The 20,012-nt window shown below is 62.4% G+C and carries 20 protein-coding genes; 10 read left to right on the top strand and 10 right to left on the bottom strand.

What is annotated here, in order from left to right; translation table 11 throughout:
• Positions 1 to 21: 21 nt before the first annotated feature.
• The 3 genes from rsmG to mnmE form a co-directional block, all read right to left on the bottom strand.
• Complete coding sequence (gene rsmG, locus AC1DYO_RS18680) at positions 22 to 654, bottom strand: 16S rRNA (guanine(527)-N(7))-methyltransferase RsmG (RefSeq protein WP_477265701.1); 633 nt, start codon at positions 652 to 654, stop codon at positions 22 to 24.
• Entirely contained in the window at positions 651 to 2,525 is a 1,875-nt protein-coding gene (gene mnmG / locus AC1DYO_RS18675) for a tRNA uridine-5-carboxymethylaminomethyl(34) synthesis enzyme MnmG (protein WP_477265699.1), read from the bottom strand. Before mnmG ends, rsmG begins: the two co-directional genes overlap by 4 nt.
• Before the next feature lie 420 nt (positions 2,526 to 2,945).
• Positions 2,946 to 4,268: a tRNA uridine-5-carboxymethylaminomethyl(34) synthesis GTPase MnmE gene (mnmE, locus tag AC1DYO_RS18670; protein WP_477265697.1), complete on the bottom strand. Its 1,323-nt coding sequence runs from the start codon at positions 4,266 to 4,268 to the stop codon at positions 2,946 to 2,948.
• 71 nt (positions 4,269 to 4,339) lie between these two features.
• Here mnmE and AC1DYO_RS18665 point away from each other — a divergent pair, with 71 nt between their 5' ends.
• Positions 4,340 to 6,358 (top strand): thioredoxin domain-containing protein, encoded by a 2,019-nt coding sequence (locus tag AC1DYO_RS18665; RefSeq protein ID WP_477265695.1) that lies wholly within the window; start codon positions 4,340 to 4,342, stop codon positions 6,356 to 6,358.
• A gap of 1 nt (position 6,359) precedes the next feature.
• Here the strand turns inward: AC1DYO_RS18665 and yddG are convergent, their stop codons facing one another.
• The 4 genes from yddG to hemE form a co-directional block, all read right to left on the bottom strand.
• A complete protein-coding gene (gene yddG / locus AC1DYO_RS18660) occupies positions 6,360 to 7,286 on the bottom strand; it encodes an aromatic amino acid exporter YddG (RefSeq protein WP_477265693.1) in 927 nt (308 codons plus the stop codon).
• 167 nt (positions 7,287 to 7,453) lie between these two features.
• Entirely contained in the window at positions 7,454 to 8,719 is a 1,266-nt protein-coding gene (gene rho / locus AC1DYO_RS18655; protein ID WP_112560220.1) for a transcription termination factor Rho, read from the bottom strand.
• Between the two features lie 241 nt (positions 8,720 to 8,960).
• A complete protein-coding gene (hemJ, locus tag AC1DYO_RS18650) occupies positions 8,961 to 9,527 on the bottom strand; it encodes a protoporphyrinogen oxidase HemJ (RefSeq protein ID WP_477265691.1) in 567 nt (188 codons plus the stop codon).
• The gene (gene hemE, locus AC1DYO_RS18645) at positions 9,527 to 10,558 is read right to left on the bottom strand and encodes a uroporphyrinogen decarboxylase (RefSeq protein WP_477265689.1); all 1,032 of its coding nucleotides are present in this window, start codon (positions 10,556 to 10,558) and stop codon (positions 9,527 to 9,529) included. The genes hemJ and hemE overlap by 1 nt, the downstream gene beginning before the upstream one ends.
• A gap of 401 nt (positions 10,559 to 10,959) precedes the next feature.
• Here hemE and AC1DYO_RS18640 point away from each other — a divergent pair, with 401 nt between their 5' ends.
• The 5 genes from AC1DYO_RS18640 (at position 10,960) to dnaQ (ending at position 15,016) form a co-directional block, all read left to right on the top strand.
• On the top strand, positions 10,960 to 11,781 hold the full coding sequence (locus tag AC1DYO_RS18640) for a pyruvate, water dikinase regulatory protein (protein WP_181060541.1): 822 nt from the start codon (positions 10,960 to 10,962) through the stop codon (positions 11,779 to 11,781).
• A gap of 273 nt (positions 11,782 to 12,054) precedes the next feature.
• Positions 12,055 to 12,654: a Maf-like protein gene (locus AC1DYO_RS18635; RefSeq protein WP_477265686.1), complete on the top strand. Its 600-nt coding sequence runs from the start codon at positions 12,055 to 12,057 to the stop codon at positions 12,652 to 12,654.
• The gene (locus tag AC1DYO_RS18630) at positions 12,647 to 13,474 is read left to right on the top strand and encodes a shikimate dehydrogenase (protein WP_477265684.1); all 828 of its coding nucleotides are present in this window, start codon (positions 12,647 to 12,649) and stop codon (positions 13,472 to 13,474) included. The genes AC1DYO_RS18635 and AC1DYO_RS18630 overlap by 8 nt, the downstream gene beginning before the upstream one ends.
• Positions 13,475 to 13,503: 29 nt before the next feature.
• Positions 13,504 to 14,088: a dephospho-CoA kinase gene (coaE, locus tag AC1DYO_RS18625; protein WP_477265902.1), complete on the top strand. Its 585-nt coding sequence runs from the start codon at positions 13,504 to 13,506 to the stop codon at positions 14,086 to 14,088.
• A 223-nt stretch (positions 14,089 to 14,311) separates the two neighbouring features.
• Complete coding sequence (gene dnaQ, locus AC1DYO_RS18620) at positions 14,312 to 15,016, top strand: DNA polymerase III subunit epsilon (RefSeq protein WP_477265682.1); 705 nt, start codon at positions 14,312 to 14,314, stop codon at positions 15,014 to 15,016.
• A gap of 268 nt (positions 15,017 to 15,284) precedes the next feature.
• On the opposite strand, the gene secB is transcribed toward dnaQ, so the two are convergent.
• Both secB and AC1DYO_RS18610 read right to left on the bottom strand, forming a co-directional pair.
• Positions 15,285 to 15,785, bottom strand: a complete 501-nt coding sequence (secB, locus tag AC1DYO_RS18615) for a protein-export chaperone SecB (protein WP_477265680.1) — start codon at positions 15,783 to 15,785, stop codon at positions 15,285 to 15,287.
• Between the two features lie 176 nt (positions 15,786 to 15,961).
• On the bottom strand, positions 15,962 to 16,462 hold the full coding sequence (locus AC1DYO_RS18610; RefSeq protein ID WP_477265900.1) for an FxsA family protein: 501 nt from the start codon (positions 16,460 to 16,462) through the stop codon (positions 15,962 to 15,964).
• Positions 16,463 to 16,660: 198 nt separating this feature from the next.
• Here AC1DYO_RS18610 and AC1DYO_RS18605 point away from each other — a divergent pair, with 198 nt between their 5' ends.
• From AC1DYO_RS18605 to AC1DYO_RS18590, 4 genes are all read left to right on the top strand, one after another.
• Positions 16,661 to 17,365: a Tim44/TimA family putative adaptor protein gene (locus tag AC1DYO_RS18605; RefSeq protein WP_477265678.1), complete on the top strand. Its 705-nt coding sequence runs from the start codon at positions 16,661 to 16,663 to the stop codon at positions 17,363 to 17,365.
• A 79-nt stretch (positions 17,366 to 17,444) separates the two neighbouring features.
• Positions 17,445 to 18,545 carry a murein transglycosylase A gene (mltA, locus tag AC1DYO_RS18600; protein ID WP_477265898.1) on the top strand — a complete coding sequence of 367 codons (1,101 nt, stop codon included), beginning with the start codon at positions 17,445 to 17,447 and terminating at the stop codon, positions 18,543 to 18,545.
• Positions 18,542 to 19,060 (top strand): Smr/MutS family protein, encoded by a 519-nt coding sequence (locus tag AC1DYO_RS18595; RefSeq protein WP_477265676.1) that lies wholly within the window; start codon positions 18,542 to 18,544, stop codon positions 19,058 to 19,060. The genes mltA and AC1DYO_RS18595 overlap by 4 nt, the downstream gene beginning before the upstream one ends.
• Complete coding sequence (locus tag AC1DYO_RS18590) at positions 19,061 to 19,429, top strand: helix-turn-helix domain-containing protein (RefSeq protein ID WP_436262185.1); 369 nt, start codon at positions 19,061 to 19,063, stop codon at positions 19,427 to 19,429.
• Positions 19,430 to 19,494: 65 nt separating this feature from the next.
• Here the strand turns inward: AC1DYO_RS18590 and AC1DYO_RS18585 are convergent, their stop codons facing one another.
• Positions 19,495 to 19,719 carry a hypothetical protein gene (locus AC1DYO_RS18585; protein WP_477265674.1) on the bottom strand — a complete coding sequence of 75 codons (225 nt, stop codon included), beginning with the start codon at positions 19,717 to 19,719 and terminating at the stop codon, positions 19,495 to 19,497.
• Positions 19,720 to 20,012 lie beyond the last annotated feature (293 nt).

The raw sequence follows: 20,012 nt of genomic DNA, 5'->3' as shown, positions 1-20,012 counted from the left end.
CCGGCGGGTCGCGAAGGGAGGTTACGCAGTCCGCAGATCGGCCAATTCGAGGATGACGCCATGGGCGTCGGTCATGCTCGGATGTTCTACCAGATCGAAGGCCCAGCGGTGAGTGCTTTCTTCCACTTCCACGCGGTAATCCCGGCCTTTGTGGAACAGAGCGCGCGACCCCTTGGTCAGCCATGGCGCCGACAGATCGAGCAGCGCCGGAAGCGCGGCCAGCGCCCTTGCCGTGACTATTTCCGGTGCGGAAACAAGAGCATAGCTGTCGTCGATGCGCCTCGCAACAACCCGAGCCGGCAAACCGAACTGACCGATCACCGCCTGCAGGAACGACGCTTTCTTGCGGTTGCTCTCGATCAGATCGATCGACGCCCCGTCACGCTCGACCAGCAGGAAAGCCAGCACCAGACCTGGAAACCCGCCGCCCGAACCGAGGTCGGCCCAGCGTTTGGCCTCAGGCGCGATTCGCGCCAGTTGCGCGCTGTCCAGAATGTGTCGGCCCCAAACATCGTCCAGCGTCGACGGCGCCGCCAGATTGATGCTGCGATTCCATTTCAGGAACAGCTGCACGAACGCCACCAGGCGTTCGAATGTTTCACGTGAAACCGGTCCCGCGGCCTCTTGCAGGCTCGTCCATGAGGCAGCGCTCACGCAACGGCCCTTTGCGCAGCTGATTCGGCATTGCGGACATGCGCGACGATGATCGCCAGCGCCGCCGGCGTCATGCCTTCCATGCGCTGCGCGTCGGCAATCGAGCGCGGCTGGCGCGCACGCATCTTCTGCTTCAGCTCATTGGACAGGCCCGGAACATCGGCGAAGTCGACTGAAGCCGGGATCAGCCGGCTTTCCTCATGCCGGATCTGCGCCACATCAGCTTGCTGCCGATCAAGGTAGACCGAATATTTCGCTTCCGTTTCGAGCCGCTCGGCAGTCTTGGTATCGATGCCGCCAAATGCCGGCGCGACACGGGTCAGCCAGGCAATATCGACGCCGGGATAGGCCAGCAGTTCATAGGCCGACCGGCGCACGCCGTCTCTGTTGACTTCCAGCCCGTGCCGGGCCGCTTCATTGGGCGTCATCGTCGTGGCCCGCGCCAATTCGCGCGCCTCATCAAGATCCTGCGTGACTTGATTGAACCGCTGCGTCCGCTGCGGCGACGCGATTCCAAGCCGCATAGCCAGTGGCGTCAACCGCTCATCGGCATTATCGGCGCGCAAGGACAACCGAAACTCCGCCCGCGAGGTGAACATGCGGTAAGGTTCGGCAATGCCGCGGCTGGTGAGGTCGTCGACCATCACACCGATATAGGCCTCGGTCCTGCTGAGCACGACCGGATCGCCGGCCGACGCTTTGCGCGCCGCGTTCAGCCCGGCGAGCAGGCCTTGCGCGCCGGCCTCTTCATAACCGGTGGTGCCATTGATCTGCCCAGCCAGGAACAGGCCTGCGATGCGCTTGGTTTCCAGCGTCGGCTCAAGCTCGCGCGGATCGACATGGTCGTATTCTATGGCATAGCCCGGCTGCAGCATTATTGCGCGCTCGAGCCCCGGGATCGTCTTCAGAATGTCGAGTTGCACATCCTCGGGCAGGGAGGTCGAGATGCCATTGGGGTAGACGGTGTCGTCATCGAGCCCTTCCGGCTCGAGGAAAATCTGGTGTCCCTCGCGGTCGCCGAACTTGACGATCTTGTCCTCGATCGACGGGCAATAGCGCGGGCCGACACCTTCGATGGAGCCGGAATACATGGCCGAGCGGCCGAGATTGGCGCGGATCAGGTCATGCGTCGCCGGCGTCGTGCGGGTGATGCCGCAATGGATCTGCGGGTTCTTGATCGCATCGGTCAGCAGCGAGAACGGCGAGGGATGTTCATCCGCCGCCTGGCTTTCCAGCGAAACCCAGTCGATGGTGCGGCCATCCAGCCGCGGCGGCGTTCCGGTCTTCAGCCGCCCGAGTGAGAAACCGGCGCGGCTCATCGTCGCCGACAGCCCCAAGCTCGCATGCTCGTTCATGCGGCCGGCGACGATCTTCCTTTCGCCAATATGGATGAGGCCGCGCAGGAAGGTGCCGGTGGTCAAAACGACGGCGCCACAGGCCAGCCGGCGACCGTCGGCCAACAGCACGGCGGCGATCCGTCCATTGTCGATACCGAAGTCCAGGACCTCACCCTCGACGACATCGAGATCGTTCTGCTGCCGAATCGCTTCCTGCATGGCCAGCCGGTACAGCTTCCGGTCCGCCTGCGTGCGCGGCCCGCGCACGGCAGGTCCCTTGCGACGATTGAGCAGGCGGAACTGGATGCCGGCGGCATCGGCGACGCGGCCCATCAGCCCGTCCATGGCATCGATCTCGCGCACCAGATGGCCCTTACCGAGCCCGCCAATGGCCGGATTGCAAGACATCACGCCGATCGTGTCAAAGCGCAGGGTAACGAGAGCGGTCCTGGCGCCGGCGCGCGCTGCAGCACTGGCCGCCTCGCACCCGGCATGGCCACCGCCCACCACAACCACATCATAGTGATCGATCATTTTCCGTTCCAGATTCAGAGATTGCCCGACACATGTCCCCGAGAGACGGCGCTGTCAAGGATAGCCGAGGATTCGTTTCACGTGAAACGGATGGGAATGCTCCGCGGGGCGGTGTTTCACGTGAGTCATGCGCGGCGGGGCAGCGTCAATCACCTTGGTTGGCGCTGCCCCTCATCTGCCTGCCGGCATCTTCTCCCCGTGAAACGGGGAGAAGGGCGCTGAACGCAGCGTCGGCACCTCCTATGCAACGTTGGAGATTCGCGAAACCACCGGCAGGCATCTTTCTCCCCGTTACTATACGGGGAGAAATGTCCGGCAGGACAATGAGGGGCGGCGCTGGCATTGGCCTACTAGTCTCCGTCAGCCCCTCGTTTCACGTGAAACAGCCACGCCCCCGTCACTGCACTTGTTTCACGTGAGTCATTTCCCAATGCAAAACTGCGAGAAGATCACGTCGAGCAAGTCCTCGACATCGACAGCCCCGACGATCCGGCCAAGCCGGTCGGCTGCAAGGCGCAACTCCTCCGCCCGCAGCTCCTGTCCCCGATCTTGCTCCGACAAAGCCGAACCCAGGAAGCGCTTGGTCTCGTTCAGCAGTTCCACATGGCGTAGCCGCGACGGTAGAATATCGCCGGCATCGCCAATCGCCGCTGCGGCGCGCGCTCCGATCTCGGCCAGCAATTCAGCCAACCCCGAACCTTCGACCGTCGATATCGATGCGTCATAGGTTCCGGACCGCCGCTCGTCCTTCAGCAGATCCACCTTGGTACCAATTCGCAAAACGGGGATATCGGCCGGTATGTCACCGATCCCGATTGGGTTCGCCAGATCCTCCAGCAACAGCACAAGATCAGCCGTGCGCGCCTTGGCCCGGGCTTTCTCGATGCCGATTGCCTCGACCTTGCCGGGCGCTTCACGCAATCCGGCCGTGTCAGTCACCCTGACCCGCACGCCATTGAGGTCCAGCACCACCTCCAGCAAATCCCGCGTCGTGCCCGGCTCGTCGGTGACGATCGCCGCCTCGCGCCTGGCCAAAGCGTTGAAAAGGCTGGATTTACCGGCGTTTGGCGCCCCAAGGATGACGACCTCAAAACCGTCGCGAATGATTTCGGCGGCATGGAAGCCATCGATGTGCCGGCCGATCTCGTGGATCATCGCCCGGACGTCGGACCAGACCGTATCCGAAACGGAACCCGGCACATCCTCCTGGTCGGCAAAGTCGATCTCGGCCTCGATCATCGCCCGCGCATGGATCAATCGCCGCCGCCAGCCGAGATAGAGCGCACTCTGCGCCCCCTCAGCATTTTGCACGGCAAAGCGGCGCTGCGCTTCGGTTTCGGCGTTGACCAGATCGGCCAGCGCCTCGGTTTCGACCAGGTCGAGCTTGCCGTTGAGAAAGGCGCGCCGCGTGAATTCGCCTGGCTCGGCGTGCCGGACGCCTTCAAAGCCGGCGATGGCCTCCAGCATCTTGCCGGCGACGGCGCGGCCGCCATGGACGTGGAATTCGGCGACATCCTCGCCGGTAAAGCTGTTCGGGCCGGGAAAAAACAACACCAGGCCGTTGTCGATCAACGATCCGTCCGCCGCCTGAAGCTTGCGCAGGGCCGCAACCCGGTCCTTAACCATGCTGCCAGCAATCGTTTCGACAACGAATCGAGTCTGCGGCCCGGAAATGCGGATGACAGCGATGCCGGCGGGGAGGCGGCCGCTGGACAGCGCTACAATCGAATCACCTGAAATCATTTGCCCGCTCTTCCGAACCGCCCTAGCTTCCGGTCAACATTCCCGACACCGCCAAACCGAGCTTGCCGCCCGTGACCTTGCCCGCGCAAAACCTGCTTGCCGAAGAAGCCAGCCCCTATCTGCAGCAGCACAGCGGCAATCCCGTGCATTGGCGGGCCTGGTCGCCGGCGGCATTGGCCGAAGCCAAAACATTGCAACGGCCCATCCTGCTCTCGATCGGCTATGCCGCCTGCCATTGGTGTCATGTCATGGCGCATGAAAGCTTCGAGAACGACAGCGTCGCCGCCGTCATGAACCGGCTGTTCGTCAATATCAAGGTCGATCGAGAGGAGCGGCCCGACATCGACCAGATCTATATGGCGGCGTTGTCGTCGATGGGCGAGCAGGGCGGATGGCCGCTGACCATGTTCCTCAACCCCGACGGCAAGCCGTTCTGGGGCGGCACCTATTTTCCACGCGAGGCGCGTTATGGTCGCCCTGGCTTCATCCAGGTGATGGAAGCGGTGGACAAAGCGTGGCGCGAGAAACGGGAAAGCCTCGACCAGAGCGCCGACGGCCTGACCAATCATGTCGAGGCGCGCCTGGCCGGCGTCCACGCCAAGGCCGCGCTCGACAAAGAGACACTCAGCGATCTCGCCGGCCGCATCGACGGCATGATCGACCGGGATCTCGGCGGCCTGCGCGGCGCACCAAAGTTTCCCAACGCGCCGTTCATGTCCACGCTGTGGCTGTCCTGGCTGCGAGATGGTGTTCCATCACACCGTGATGCCGTTCTCATCAGCCTGGAAAAGATGCTGGCCGGCGGCATTTACGACCATGTCGGCGGCGGGCTCAGCCGCTATTCCACCGACGCCGAGTGGCTGGTTCCGCATTTCGAAAAGATGCTCTACGACAATGCGCAACTCATCCGCCTGTGCAACTGGGCCTATGCCGCGACCGGCAATGATTTGTTCCGGATACGAATCGAAGACACGGTCGACTGGTTGCTGCGCGAAATGCGTGTCGACGGCGGCGCTTTTGCCGCCAGCCTCGATGCTGACAGCGATGGCGAAGAGGGACTTTTCTACACCTGGAGCAAGGACGAGATCGAGGCCGTGCTTGGTGACGATTCGACCTTGTTTTTCAAATACTTCACGCTTTCCGCGCCGCATGGCTGGGAAGGCAAGCCGATTGTCCATCAAACCAACACGCAGCAAAGCCAAAGCGTGCCTGACAGGGAGCTGCTTGTCCCTTTGAAAGCAAGGCTGCTGGCCACAAGGGAACAGCGCGTGCGTCCGGGCAGGGACGGCAAGGCGCTGACCGATTGGAACGGCCTGATGATTGCGGCCCTTGCCGAAGCCGGCCGCTCGCTCGACCGGACTGACTGGATCGAAGCGGCCGCGCAGGCCTTCGCTCACATCGCCGAAGCCGCTCATGACAGCCGTCTGCCGCACTCCATGCTCGGCGCCAAGAAACTGTTTCCGGCCCTGTCCAGCGACTATGCAGCGATGACCAATGCGGCGATCGCACTGTTCGAAGCCACGGGCGCTTCGACCTATGTCGATCGGGCGAGGCAATTCATCGAACAGCTCGACCGCTGGCATCGGGACAACGACGGCACCGGCTACTATTTGACGGCGTCGGACAGCACCGATGTGCCGATCCGCATCCGTGGCGATGTCGACGAAGCGATCTCTTCGGCCACCAGCCAGATTATCGAGGCCTTGGTTCAGCTGGCCTCGGTTACCGGCGATCTCGATCTGCAGGACAGAGCCTGGCGGGTCGCCGAACACGCCATGGGCCGGACCGGGCACCAGTCCTACGGCCAGGCTGGGATCGTCAACGCCTGTGCGCTGGCGCTAGAACCATTGAAGCTGGTGCTGGTCGATTCACTAGGGAGTCCAAGCCTCGTTCCGGTTACGAATCGGAATCCGGACCCTCGCCGTGTCGATATTGTCGTGGCGATCGGAACGGAAGCGAATCGACCGACTTTGCCGGGCGGCATCCTGCCGCCAACCGACAAACCCGGCGCCTGGCTGTGCACCGGCCAGGTTTGCCTGCCGGTGGTGTCGGATCCACAGGAACTCGAACGGCTGCTGCGGCGCCAGTAGCTTAGCCAGTCCTTCCGTCCAAGGCCGAAGGAAGCGGTGTTGCGTCAATAGCGGGCGACCGAGGCTTAGGCAGCAAATCCTTGGCTGCGATCACCGCTCCGACCGTGATCAGGATGCAGGCCACGGCGACTGACCAATGAAACAGCCCGAAGCCCGCCAGCAGAAGCACGATCACCGAAAACAGCGGCGCGGCATAGGACAAAGCGCCGAGGATCATGATGTCCCCGTGCTTGCAGCCATAATCCCAGGCGTAAAAGCCGGCGCCGAGCGGTATGGCGCCCAGGATGACGATGGCGCTCCACTGCGTTGCCGTCTGCGGCCAGACGGTGGTTTCGAGCGTCAGGTGGAGCCCAAAAGCCACTGCCGCGGTGATGAAGCAATAGCCCGCCACGACATCGGTCGGCACTTGGCCGAAACGGCGCGACAGAACCGAATAGCCGGCCCAGATGAAAGCGCAGAACAGCGCGATGACATGGCCCTTCATCACGCCATTGGCCAGCCCGATCGTGCCGCCCTTGGTGATCACAACGATGGCGCCGACAAGCCCAAGCACGACGCCGGCGACGTGATGGGCCTTCAGCTTCTCTCCGGGCAGGAAGGCGGCAAAGACGACGGTCAGCAGCGGCCAGAGATAGGCGATGAGGCTGACCTCAACCGGCGGCGCCGACTGGATGGCGAAGAAGTAGGCGCAGTGGTAGATGCACAGCCCCGCTGCGCCGAGCGCCCAGACCTGCCATGGCTGACGCAGTGAGCGGATTGCCGCCGGGCGCACGAGCCAGCTCGATGCGCCGACCAGCCCGCCAAGCAGGAACGTCATCGCCGCGAGTTGAAAGGGCGGAATCGGTCCCGCCGCGGTCGAAAGCAGCGCCAGAAACGACCATGTCAGAATGGCCGAAAAACCGATCAGGGTCGGGATGGTCTTCTTCACGTCGCTCGTTCCAGCCTCGAAGGGCCGAGTGTTCGCACAAAGGGTATGCTGCGCGCTGCCGCGAACGGTCACCCGATATCGGGAATGCGACCCGTCCAGCAAAAAGCCCCATCCCGGCTTCCCGGAATGGGGCTTCAACGCATCGACCGATTGATCCGGTGAACTGCTTACGTATTCATAGAATCGAAGAAATCCGCATTGGTCTTGGTCTGCTTCAGCTTGTCGATGAGGAACTCGATCGCGTCGGTGGTCCCCATCGGCGCCAGGATGCGGCGCAGCACAAAGATCTTCTGCAAATCCTGCTTGGAGACCAGCAGGTCTTCCTTACGGGTGCCGGACTTCAGAATGTCCATGGCCGGGTAGATGCGCTTGTCAGCGACCTTGCGGTCGAGCTGGATTTCGCAGTTGCCGGTGCCCTTGAACTCTTCGAAAATGACTTCGTCCATGCGGCTGCCGGTGTCGATCAGCGCGGTCGCGATAATGGTCAGCGAGCCGCCTTCCTCGATGTTGCGGGCGGCACCGAAGAAGCGCTTCGGCCGCTGCAGCGCGTTGGCGTCGACACCGCCGGTCAGCACCTTGCCGGATGACGGCACAACGGTGTTGTAAGCGCGGCCGAGCCGGGTGATCGAATCGAGCAGGATGACGACGTCGCGGCCATGTTCGACCAGGCGCTTGGCCTTTTCGATGACCATTTCGGCGACCTGGACGTGACGCACCGCCGGTTCATCGAAGGTCGAGGAGATAACCTCGCCCTTCACCGAGCGCTGCATGTCGGTCACTTCTTCCGGCCGCTCATCAATCAGAAGCACAATCAGATAGCATTCCGGATGGTTGGCGGTGATCGAATGCGCGATATTCTGCATCAGCACGGTTTTACCGGTGCGCGGCTGCGCGTTGATCAGAGCGCGCTGTCCCTTGCCGATCGGCGCCACCAGGTCGATGACGCGCGGCGAGATGTCCTTGCTGGTCGGATTGTCGATCTCCATCTTCAGCCGCTTGGTCGGATAGAGCGGCGTCAGATTGTCGAAATGGATCTTGTGACGGATCTTTTCGGGATCGTCGAAATTGATGGTGTTGACCTTGAGCAGGGCGAAATAGCGCTCGCCCTCTTTCGGGCTGCGGATCGGCCCTTCGACGGTATCGCCGGTCTTCAAGGAGAAGCGGCGGATCTGCGAGGGCGAGATGTAGATATCGTCGGGACCGGGCAGATAGTTGGCATTGGCGGAGCGCAGGAAGCCGAAGCCGTCCTGCAGCACTTCGACCACACCGTCACCGATGATCTCGATTTCCTGGGCGGCCAGTTTCTTCAGGATGGCGAACATCAGCTCCTGCTTGCGCATGACGCTGGCGTTTTCCACTTCGAGCGATTCGGCATARGCGATCAGCTCTGGCGGTTTCTTGTTCTTGAACTCTGCGAGTTTCATTTCTTGCATAGACGGACTCTGAGTAGGCTTTTGGAGGGAAATATCGGCTGGATGCGACAAATGCCGGGCGCGGCCGAAAAGCGAAATGGGCGGCGCATGACGGGAAGGAAGATCCGTCTTGTATCGTCGGTCGTTTGAAAGAGCAAGCTGCGTTTTGTGGCGCCGATAAAAGCAATTCCAGGAAAAGTGTTGGCGGTTTTCCCGGGAAAAGCGCGGAGCGCTTTCCCTTGGGAATTGCGTCAAACAAACCCTAAAACGGCTTGACGACAACCAGGATCACAATGGCGATCATCAAGAATGTGGGGATCTCGTTGACGATCCGCCAGTGCCTTGCCGGTTTTTCGTTGCGATCCTCGGCGAATTTGCGCACGGCGCCGGCCAGATAGCCATGAATGCCGGACAGCAAAAGCACCAAGCCGATCTTGGCGTGCAGCCAGCCGCCATGAAAGCCGAAAACTTTCCAGGCGAGCCAGAGCCCGAATACCCAGGTGACGATCATCGCCGGATTGATGATGCCGCGCAGCAGCCGGCGCTCCATCACCTTGAAGGTCTCCGATTGGACCGACCCCTTCTCGGCATCGGCGTGATAGACCAAGAGCCGCGGCAGATAGAGCATACCCGCCATCCAGGAGATGACGGCGAGGATATGGATTGCCTTCGCCCAGGGATAGAAACCCTCAGGCGCGACAAAAAAAAGAAGTGCGGTAAAAACCACCAGAACAACAATGCCAATGGTCATGCGCATCATCGCCTGACCCGTGCTGCTGGCAGTGCTGCCCGTGCTGCCACTTTTGTTCATGTTATTTGGCTGAGTCATTAGCGTGTCGCGCTCCTGACTTGCTTCACCATTGCTTCGACATGCGCCACCGGCGTCTCCGGCGTGATGCCATGGCCGAGATTGAAAATCAGCGGTCCGTCGCCCAACGCCTTCAGGATCGCATAGACGCCATCGGACAGGGCTTTGCCGCCGGCCACGAGCCGCAAGGGATCAAGATTGCCTTGCACGGCGCCACCGGCCTGCAATGCCTTCGCCACTGCCAGGGGCACGGTCCAGTCGATCCCTAGCCCCGTCACACCGGTCTTCTCACGATAGGTCTGGTAGCGGGCACCGGCACCCTTGGGAAAACCGATGATCGGAACATCGGGGTGAACGGCACGAACCTGGCGAACGATCTCCGCCACTGGCCGAACGCAGAACTGTTCGAAAGACGCATCGTCGAGCACACCCGACCACGAGTCGAAAATCTGCACCACGTCGGCGCCGGCCTCTATCTGGCGGATCAAATAGGCCGCCGAATGATCGGCCAACACTTTCAAAAGCTGCTGGAAAGCCGCAGGTTCCCGATAGGCAAACAGCCTGGCCGGCGCCTGGTCGGGCGTGCCGTGGCCGGCAATCATGTAGGTCGCCACCGTCCAAGGCGCGCCACAGAAGCCAATCAGCGTCGTTTCGTCAGGCAGTTTTACCCGCAGCCGGCGAACCGTCTCGTAGACCGGTTCGAGATTCACGTGAAACGTTTCGCTGTTGAGGACCAGAATCTCCGCTGCTGTGATCGGCGTCAGCAGCGGTCCGCGTCCCTCCTCGAAGCGCACGTCACGGCCCAGCGCATGTGGCACGACCAGAATATCGGAAAACAGGATCGAGGCATCGAAGCCGAAGCGCTCGATCGGCTGCAGCGTCACTTCGACGGCAAGGTCTGGATTGTAGCAGAGATCGAGGAAGGATCCGGCGCGCTTTCTGGTTTCGCGGTATTCCGGCAGATAGCGCCCGGCCTGACGCATCATCCAGAGTGGCGGCGGAAAGCGCGCCTCGCCTCTCAGCACGTCCAGCATGATGCGGTTCTCGGGCATTGAGCGCTCTCTTCCCCTGCCTTCTCTATAATTAAATAGTCTATTTCTAGAATCTTCTGATTCTAAGAGTCTGTTGGTTGTGGTGGTTGTCAGCTGTCCCGCTTTGCCCTGGAAAAGGCCAGCCAGCATATTGTCGCGTGCTTCTTCCCAGGGATTGGCGGAGAGTGTGGATGACCAGGATTCCATCACTGGAGTCAACGGCTTGACGCCAGCCTGGCAAAACGAGCTCTGTGGATGAGGCGCTGGCAAAGACGACCGTCCCCAAAATTGTCCCCAGCCGGCCGACGAAGCCGACAGCGCATCGAATTGTGGACAACCTGCCATCTGATACAGTCACCTCCAGCCGGTCGCCTTTCCGGTCCCTGTTTATCCACACAAGCCCACAGCCCCAGGTGACCCCTGTGAACAAACCCCAGAGCTTCTTCCACCTGCACCTGATTTCCGACGCCACCGGCGAAACGCTGCTGGCGGCCGGCCGGGCAGCCTCGGCGCAGTACAAGGATGCGCGCGCCATCGAGCATATCTATCCGCTCATCCGCACCGAAAAGCAGGTGGCGAAAGTGTTCGAGGACATCGAGGAGGAGCCGGGCATCATTCTTTATACGGTCGTCGACCAGAAGCTGGCGCGCGGCATAGATGAGCGCTGCGCGGCCATGGGCCTGCCCTGCGTTTCGGTGCTGGAGCCGGTGCTGACCGTCTTCCAGTCCTATCTCGGCACACCGGCCGGCCGCCGCGTCGGCGCCCAGCATGTGCTCGACGCCGACTATTTTCGCCGCATCGATGCGCTCAACTTCACCATGGAGCATGATGACGGCCAGCTGCCGCTCAATATGGACGATGCCGACATCGTGCTGATCGGCATTTCCAGGACATCGAAGACGCCGACCAGCATCTATCTCGCCAACCGCGGCATCAAGACCGCCAACATCCCGATCGTGCTCGGCGTGCCGGTACCCGAAAGCCTGGTCGCCGCCAGCAAGCCGCTGATCGTCGGGCTCATCGCCACCGCAGAACGCATCTCGCATGTCCGGCAGAACCGCATTCTCGGCAACAGCAGCACTTACGAAGCGACCGATTATGTCGATCGCGCCTCGATTACCGAGGAGCTGGCCTATGCCCGCCAGATCTGCACAAGGCACAACTGGCCAATGATCGACGTCAGCCGCCGTTCGATCGAGGAGACGGCGGCGGCCATTGTTGCCCTGCGGGGGAAGAATAGATAATTGGAGCCGTGCTCAATCGCTGGGTAGTTGAGATAGCCTTCGCAACGCCGCGATCCTTCACACCCCCCCTCTGTCCTGCCGGACATCTCCCCCTCAAGGGGGGAGATTGGCGGTTCCATCGCCTCGCTTGACCTTGCGGCCTTGATAGTTGACGAAAGCGGCTGAGCGCATGATCTCCCCCCTTGAGGGGGAGATGCCCGGTAGGGCAGAGGGGGGTGCTGCCCCGCCAACCTGGCAATCTTCTGCGTTGCGGCGGTTAAACTGGATCAAAAAATGACCGAAAAAATCATACTCGCCTCCGGCAGCCCGTTCCGAAAAGCCATGCTGGTCAATGCCGGCCTCGACATCGAAGCCGTCCCGGCCGAAGTCGACGAGCGCGCGCTCGAGGCGCCGTTACAGGACAGTGGCGTTTCGCCCGAGGATGTCGCTTCAATACTCGCCGAAGCCAAGGCGACCGAGGTCAGCGAGCGCAAGCCGGGCGCGCTGGTGCTCGGCTGCGACCAGACGCTGTCGCTTGGCGACGAGGTGTTTCACAAGCCGGCCGACATGGAAGGCGCGCGCCGTCATCTCTTGGCGCTGTCGGGCAAGACACATCAGCTGAACAGCGCCGCCGTGCTGTGCCGCGACGGCAAGGTGCTATGGCGCCATGTCGGCATCGCCAGCCTCACCATGCGCAAGCTCGATCCTGCTTTCATCGGCCGTCATCTGGCCCGTGTCGGCGCCAAGGCGTTGGCGAGCGTCGGCGCTTACCAGATCGAGGGCGAAGGCATCCAGCTGTTCGACAGGATCGAAGGCGACTATTTCACCATTGTCGGCCTGCCGCTTTTGCCGGTGCTGAAGGAATTGCGTGCGCTCGGAGCCATCGATGGTTGAGAAGAAAGCTTTTGTCACCGGCCATCCGATCGCGCATTCGCGCTCGCCCAGGATTCATGGCTATTGGCTGAAGACATACGGCATCGATGGCAGCTACCGCGCCATTGACGTCGCGCCAGCCGATTTTGCTGAATTCCTGACATCGCTGCAGGCCAATGGCTACCAGGGCGGCAACGTCACCATTCCGCACAAGGAGATGGCCTTTGCCCGGGTCGAGCGCCGCGACGAAGCGGCGGAGATGATCGGCGCCGTCAACATGTTATGGCTGGAAGACGGCCTGTTGTGGGGCGGCAATTCGGACTGGATCGGCTTTGCCGGCAATCTCGACGAGCATGCGCTGGGCTGGGACAAGAATGGTCCGGCCGTGGTGCTCGGCGCCGGCGGCGCCTCGCGCGCGGTCATCCACGCGCTGAAAGTGCGCGGTGTCAGGGATATCCGCATCGTCAACCGCACGTTGGCGCGGGCGCAGGAACTGGCGGACCGCTTCGGCGCCGGCGTTTCGGCGCATGGCGCGGTCGGCGAGTTGCTTGGCGATGCCGGCCTGCTGATCAACACGACGGCGCTCGGCATGCATGGCGATGCCACGCTGGCCGCCGATCCGACCGGGCTGCCCGGCCACGCCATTGTTTCCGACATTGTCTATGTACCGCTGGAGACGCCGCTTCTCGCCGCCGCGCGCGCCAGAAATCTGAAGACGGTCGACGGGCTCGGCATGCTGCTGCACCAGGCCGTGCCCGGCTTCGAGCGCTGGTTCGGCAAGAAGCCGGAGGTCACGCCGGAGTTGCGGCAGATGATCGTCGCCGACATCGTCGCCAAATGACGGGGTCGCCAAATGATGGGCGCAAAATGATGATCGTGCTCGGCCTCACCGGATCGATCGGCATGGGCAAGTCGACGACGGCGAAGATGTTCAGCGACGCCGGCGTTCCGGTGCATGATTCCGACGAGACTGTGCATCGGCTTTATTCGGGCAAAGCCGCGCCGCTGGTCGAGGCGGCCTTTCCCGGCACTACCATGTCCGGCGTGGTCGACCGCACCAAGCTCGCCGGGCGGGTGCTGGGCGATGCCGCCGCGCTGAAGACGCTGGAGACAATCGTCCACCCGCTGGTGCGGGCCGATGCCGATGCCTTTCTGGTAAAACAGCGCGCCGCCGGCGCGCCGCTTGCCGTGCTCGATATCCCGCTGCTGTTCGAGACTGGTGGCCGCAACCGCGTCGACAAGGTTGTCGTCGTCACCGCGCCGGCCGACATCCAGCGCGCCCGTGTGCTGGCGCGGCCCGGTATGAGTGAGAAAAAGCTGGCGGCGATCCTGGCCAAGCAGGTTCCCGACGCCGAAAAGCGCCGGCGGGCCGATTTCGTCATCGACACCGGTGAAGGCATGGACGCAGCCCGCGCCGCGGTCGGCGCCATCATTGCGAAAGTGACAGGGCGCTGACGCTTTCCCTTCTCCCCTTGTGGGAGAAGGTGTCGCCGAAGGCGACGGATGAGGGGTGTTCCAGGGAACGCCAGCGTCTCATTCCTTCCAACACCCCTCAACCGTCTCGGCGCTGCGCGCCGATCCACCTTCTCCCACAAGGGGAGAAGGGGAAAAGGGGCATTGCCCATTGCCATTTTATTCCCTCGTATGATTCTGCTCTCTTAAGCAGTGAGCTGATTCTATGCGCGAGATCATTTTCGATACGGAAACCACCGGCCTCGACATGCGCGACGACCGCATCATCGAGCTTGGCGGCGTCGAGCTGGTCAACCGCTTCCCGACCGGCCGCACCTTCCACAGATTCATCAACCCGCAGGGGCGCGCCGTCCATCACGAGGCGCAGGCCGTGCACGGCATCAGCGCCGCCGACCTGGTCGGCAAGCCGACCTTCGCCGAAATTGCCGAGGAATGGCTGTCCTTCACCGACGGCGCCAAGCTCGTCGCCCACAACGCCAATTTCGACATCGGCTTCCTCAATACCGAATTCGGCCGGCTCGGCCAGCCGGTCATCGACACCGGGCGCGTCGTCGACACCCTCGCCTTGGCACGGCGCAAGCACCCGATGGGTCCCAATTCGCTCGACGCGCTCTGCCGCCGCTACGGCATCGACAACGGCCACCGCACCAAACACGGCGCGCTGCTCGATTCCGAACTGCTGGCCGAGGTCTATATCGAACTCATCGGCGGCAAGCAGGCGGCGCTCATCCTCGAAACGGTGGCGGTGCAGGTCAATAGCAATGGCGACGTCGCCGACATCGACATCTCCATCGCCGCCAGGCCGATCGCCCTGCCGTCAAGGCTGACCGAAGCCGAGCGCGCCGCGCATGCCGGGATGGTGGCGACGCTCGGTGAAAAGGCGCTGTGGCTGAAGGTGGCGGCGGGGTGAACGGCTGCCGAGGTAGCGTTCCGTCACACCCCCCTCTGGCCTGCCGGCCATCTCCCCCTCAAGGGGGGAGATTAGCAGCTTCGCCGCTCCGGCTATTCCTGCAACGTCGAGGATTGGCGAAGGTCGCGATGGCGGCCAATCTCCCCACTTGAGGGGGAGATGCCTGGCAAGGCAGAGGGGGGTGCTGTCCCGCCAGCATCTCAGTATGCTCGTCTCAAACAAAAAAGCCCGACACAAGGCCGGGCTTTTCAATCCATAGTGGCGAGCTTCAGCTCACCTTGACCTTCGATGCCGCCTGGTCTTCGGCCAGTTTCTGCTGGAACATCTGCGCGAAATCGATCGGGTCGAGCATCAGCGGCGGGAAGCCGCCATTGCGGGTGGCTTCGGCGATGATCTGGCGGGCGAAGGGGAACAGCAGCCGCGGGCATTCGATGAACAGGATCGGCAGCATGTGTTCCTGCGGGAAGCCGGAGATGGAAAAGACGCCGCCATAGACCAGCTCGACATTGAACAGCACTTCCTGGTCGAAGGACGCCTTGGCGTTCAACGACAAATTGACGTCGAACTGCTTGTCGGACAGCGGGTTGGCGTTGACATTGACGTTGATGGCGATGCCGGGCGCCTTGTCGCGGCCGCGCAGCGAGTTCGGCGCGCCGGGGCTTTCGAAGGACAGGTCCTTCACATATTGGGCAAGCACGTTGAGCGACGGCTGTGTCGTTTCGCCGTTGCCGTTTGCGGCGCCGACCGGCGCGTCATCTTTGCTGGCCATGAGCCTTGATCCTTTTGCCTGGGCAGCAGCGCTGACCGAATTGAAATCGGGCGTTGGCTAGCATGGTCGGCATGACAAGACAAGGTTTGCCGCCTTCAGCCTCCGGGCATTTGGCTCGGCTACGAAAGGCGACACGAGCGTCGGGAATTCAGGGCCTGATGGTCCTCAAGGTGACTTCAGTCGTCCTTCAGCCGGCGCCACGGCGAATTGTGGTCGGGGCCGCGCTTGAAATCGTCCTCGCGCGAATAGTCGCCATCGTCGAGATCGATAACCTTGTCGCGCGACCTGCCGCGGAAACCGCCGGCGGTAAAATCGGTGGCGACGACGATGCGGCCCTTGAGCCTGCGCCAGGCAAGGTCACGCACCGGCGGCAGGAACAGGAGCAGGCCGATAATATCGGTGATGAAGCCGGGAATGATCAAAAGGATCGCGGCAACCACGATCATGGCGCCATGCGCGAGCTGGCGGCTGGGGTCGCCGCCGTCGGCCATCTCGGCGCGCACCCGCGTCATGACACCAAAACCCTGGTGCCTGAGCAGAAGCACGCCGGCAATGCTGGAAGCCAACACCAGGCCGACCGTCGCCAGCGCCCCGATCTCGCGCCCGACAATGACGAAACCGGCGATTTCCAGCAGCGGCAGCGCAAGCAGGAACAAGGGGAGGAAGGAAATGCGCAAGTCTTGACCGATCGTTTCCATGTTTCGCCGGGCGGCGTACAATCGCCGCTGGCACTGAGGCCGTTAGATAGGTATGCCTGCCTTTGATTTGAATGATTGCGCCATGCGTTCTATATGCTTTGCATGTTGAACGCTATGCGACCGCGGCCCGGATTGGCCGGCGGTCACGGCCGGGTCAGGGATTGATTGGCGAAAGATATGGGATTCTTCGACTTCGGCACCATTTTCTTTCTGATTGCCGCAGTGGTGATCTTCTTCCAGCTGCGCAACGTGCTCGGCCGCCGCACGGGCAGCGAACGCCCGCCCTTCGATCCCTATACGGCCAGCCGCACCGACAAGGATGCGACCCAGAAACCCGAAAATGTGGTTTCGCTGCCGCGCAAGCGCCTGCCGGGCGAAACGGCGGCCGAAACCTATGCGGCCATCGACGCTTTCGCCAAGCCCGACACCGATCTGAACAAAGGCCTGCGCACGATCAAGGACAATGATCCGTCCTTCGAGCCCAAGGGTTTCGTCGACGGCGCCAAGATGGCCTATGAGATGATCGTCATGGCCTATGCCGATGGCGACCGCAAAACGCTGAAGAACCTGTTGTCGCGCGAGGTTTTTGACGGTTTCGTCGCCGCAATTGGCGACCGCGAGGCGAAAGCCGAAAAGATCCAGTCCTCCTTCGTCGGCATCGACAAGGCCGACATCGTCTCGGCCGAGATGAAGGGTGGCGAGGCCCACATCACGCTGCGCATCGTCAGCGAGTTGATTTCGGCGACCCGCGACAAGGCAGGTGCCGTCATCGACGGCGATCCCGAGACGGTGGCCGAGGTCAAGGACGTCTGGACCTTCGCCCGCGACACACGCTCGCGCGATCCGAACTGGAAGCTGGTCGCCACCGAGGAAGAAGACTGAATCTTTGCATGTCGCCCAAAGTGGGCAGCGGTTTTGGGATAGCGACATGCAGGCAAACATGGCCAGTGGCGAGGCTAAGGTGTCGCTATCGCCCCTTTTCGTCGAAAAGTCCTTCGACGATCTTCCCGGCTGGGGCGCGGACGATCACCTCTCCGCTTATGAAGCCTTCCGCCGCTCGGCCTTTCATGTCCTGAACAAACCTTATCGCACCGGCTCGCTTGGCATCCGGTTCGACGCCTTTGCCGGCGCCTATGACGAGGCGCGTTCCGTTTCGCTACCGAATCGGAAAGGCGCTCGTGCGTTTTTCGAGCGCCATTTCATTCCGGCCCAGGTTCAGGCCGAGAATGCCGGTCTGGTCACCGGCTTCTACGAGCCGGAGGTCGAGGCCTCGCCGGTGCGCACGGATCAATTCACGGTGCCGCTGCTGGCGCGGCCAGTCGATCTCATCGACATTGACGGCACCAACCGTCCCGAAGGCATGGACGACTACCTGGCCTTCGGCCGCGACACGCCGCAGGGGCCGGTGGAATATCTTGACCGTGGCCAGATCGAACGTGGCGCGCTGGCCGGGAAAGGCCTGGAAATCGCCTGGCTTGCGGAAAAGGTCGATGCGTTCTTTGTCCATGTGCAAGGCGCGGCAAGGCTGAAGATGACCGACGGCCGGCTGTGCCGCGTCACCTATGCCGCCAAATCCGGCCAGCGTTTCACCGGTCCGGGCAAGATTCTCGCCGACCTCGGCGAGATTCCGCTGGAAAAGGTGACGATGCAGTCGATCCGCGCCTGGTTCAGGGCGCATCCGGATCGCATAGACGAGATCCTCTGGCAGAACCGCTCCTACATCTTCTTCCGCGAAGCGGCGGTCGACGACGCCGCACTCGGTCCGATCGCCGCCGCCAAGGTGCCGCTGACGCCGGGCCGCTCGCTCGCCGTCGACCGGCTGCTGCACACATTCGGCACGCCCTTCTACATAAACGCACCTTCACTGACCGCTTTCGAACAAAAACCGTTCCGGCGGCTGATGATCGCGCAGGATACCGGCTCGGCCATCACCGGACCGGCGCGCGGCGATCTGTTCGCCGGTTCCGGCGATGCGGCCGGCGAGATCGCCGGGGTCGTGCGCAATGAAGCCGATTTCTATGCGCTGATCCCGCGTGGTCTCGTTTCGGGGGCGGCTAGATGAGCCGGCGCCCCGACAAGCTCAGCGAAGACGACCGGGTGCTTTGGAACCTGGTGGCGCGCACGGCGCGGCCATTGAAGGGCAGGATGGCGGTCGACATTCCCGACATCGTCGTCGACCCCAAACCGGCGCAGGTGCCGGTAGCTGTCAGCGCGGTCGTTGCCACCAAGCCGAAGGCGCAGCATGTTTCGCATGCGCTCGACGAGCCGACGCTGGACAAGCTGAAGAAAGGCCGGTTGCCGATCGAAGGTCGTGTCGATCTGCATGGCATGACGCAGGATGAGGCCTATTCGCTGTTGTTCTCGTTCCTGCATCGGGCGCATGCCGGCGGCATCCGCTATGTCCTGATCATTACGGGAAAAGGTTCGTCATCGGGCGGCGATGGCGTCTTGCGGCGTGCCGTGCCGGCCTGGCTGTCAACGCCCGCCTTCCGGCCGCTGGTTTCCAGCCACGACCATGCCGCCCGCAACCATGGTGGCTCGGGCGCGCTCTATGTTCGGCTCAGGCGAGTACGCTAAATGACGCCGTTCGGTGAAAAACTGCGGGCGCTTCGAGCCGAGCGCGGCGTGCGCCAAAAAGATATGGCGCAGGCGATCGGCGTCAGCGCCGCCTATTTGTCGGCGCTGGAACACGGCCGACGCGGCGCGCCGACCTGGACGTTGATCCAGAAGATCATCGGCTATTTCAACGTCATCTGGGACGATGCCGAAGAGCTGGCGCGGCTGGCCGAGGCCTCGCATCCGCGGGTAAAGCTCGACACGTCGGGGCTCAGCCCCGCCGCGACGGAACTTGCCAATCTGCTGGCTGAGAACATCGAGAAGCTGGACGAAGCCGAGCTTCGCCGCATCACCGCGTCGATCCGGGCGGCACTTGGACGCACTGGATAGGATGGCATGAGGCGCCTGCCGGCGCTCGCCTCAATTGGAGAGACGATCGCCGGCGAGGCGTTGCATCAGTTCTTGCCGGCAGTGCTACCACGGCCGCCATTGTCATGATGGTCGCGGCCATGGCCCTCGTGACCAAGGCAATCCGAAGCGCCGGCGCTGCAACAACGGCCAGCCCACCAGTCGTTGGTCTTGGTGTCGGAGCAGGTGACGGTCTGATCGGCCAAAGCCGACCCGGCCAGGGACGACACCGCGACGGCGGCGAGGAAAGCGGTACGCAGGAAAGAAGTCATTGGAAGTCTCCATGGTTGGGTTCTGGTTACGGCTGTATGTCGCCGGCGGAGACGGTTTGGTTCATGGAGACTGCAAAAAATTTTGGGGAGGCGGTTCGGGTGCGAGCAGCAAATCTCGTCGAGGCGGCGCTGCCCCTCATCCGCCTGCCGGTGTCCAGCCGATAGATGGGTAACACTTTGAACCGGATACATAGGTAACACTTCTCCCCCTATGCGTCCGTCGCAGCGCCAAGCGGTTTGATTGGCGCGGCGCTGCGGCGGACAAGCTTCATACGCCTTGTGTCGATGATGCC

It is taken from the genome of Mesorhizobium sp. P2_F5, assembly GCF_056403715.1.
The sequence above is the reverse complement of the archived record's forward strand: the minus strand, read 5'-3'. Positions and strand labels throughout refer to the sequence as shown.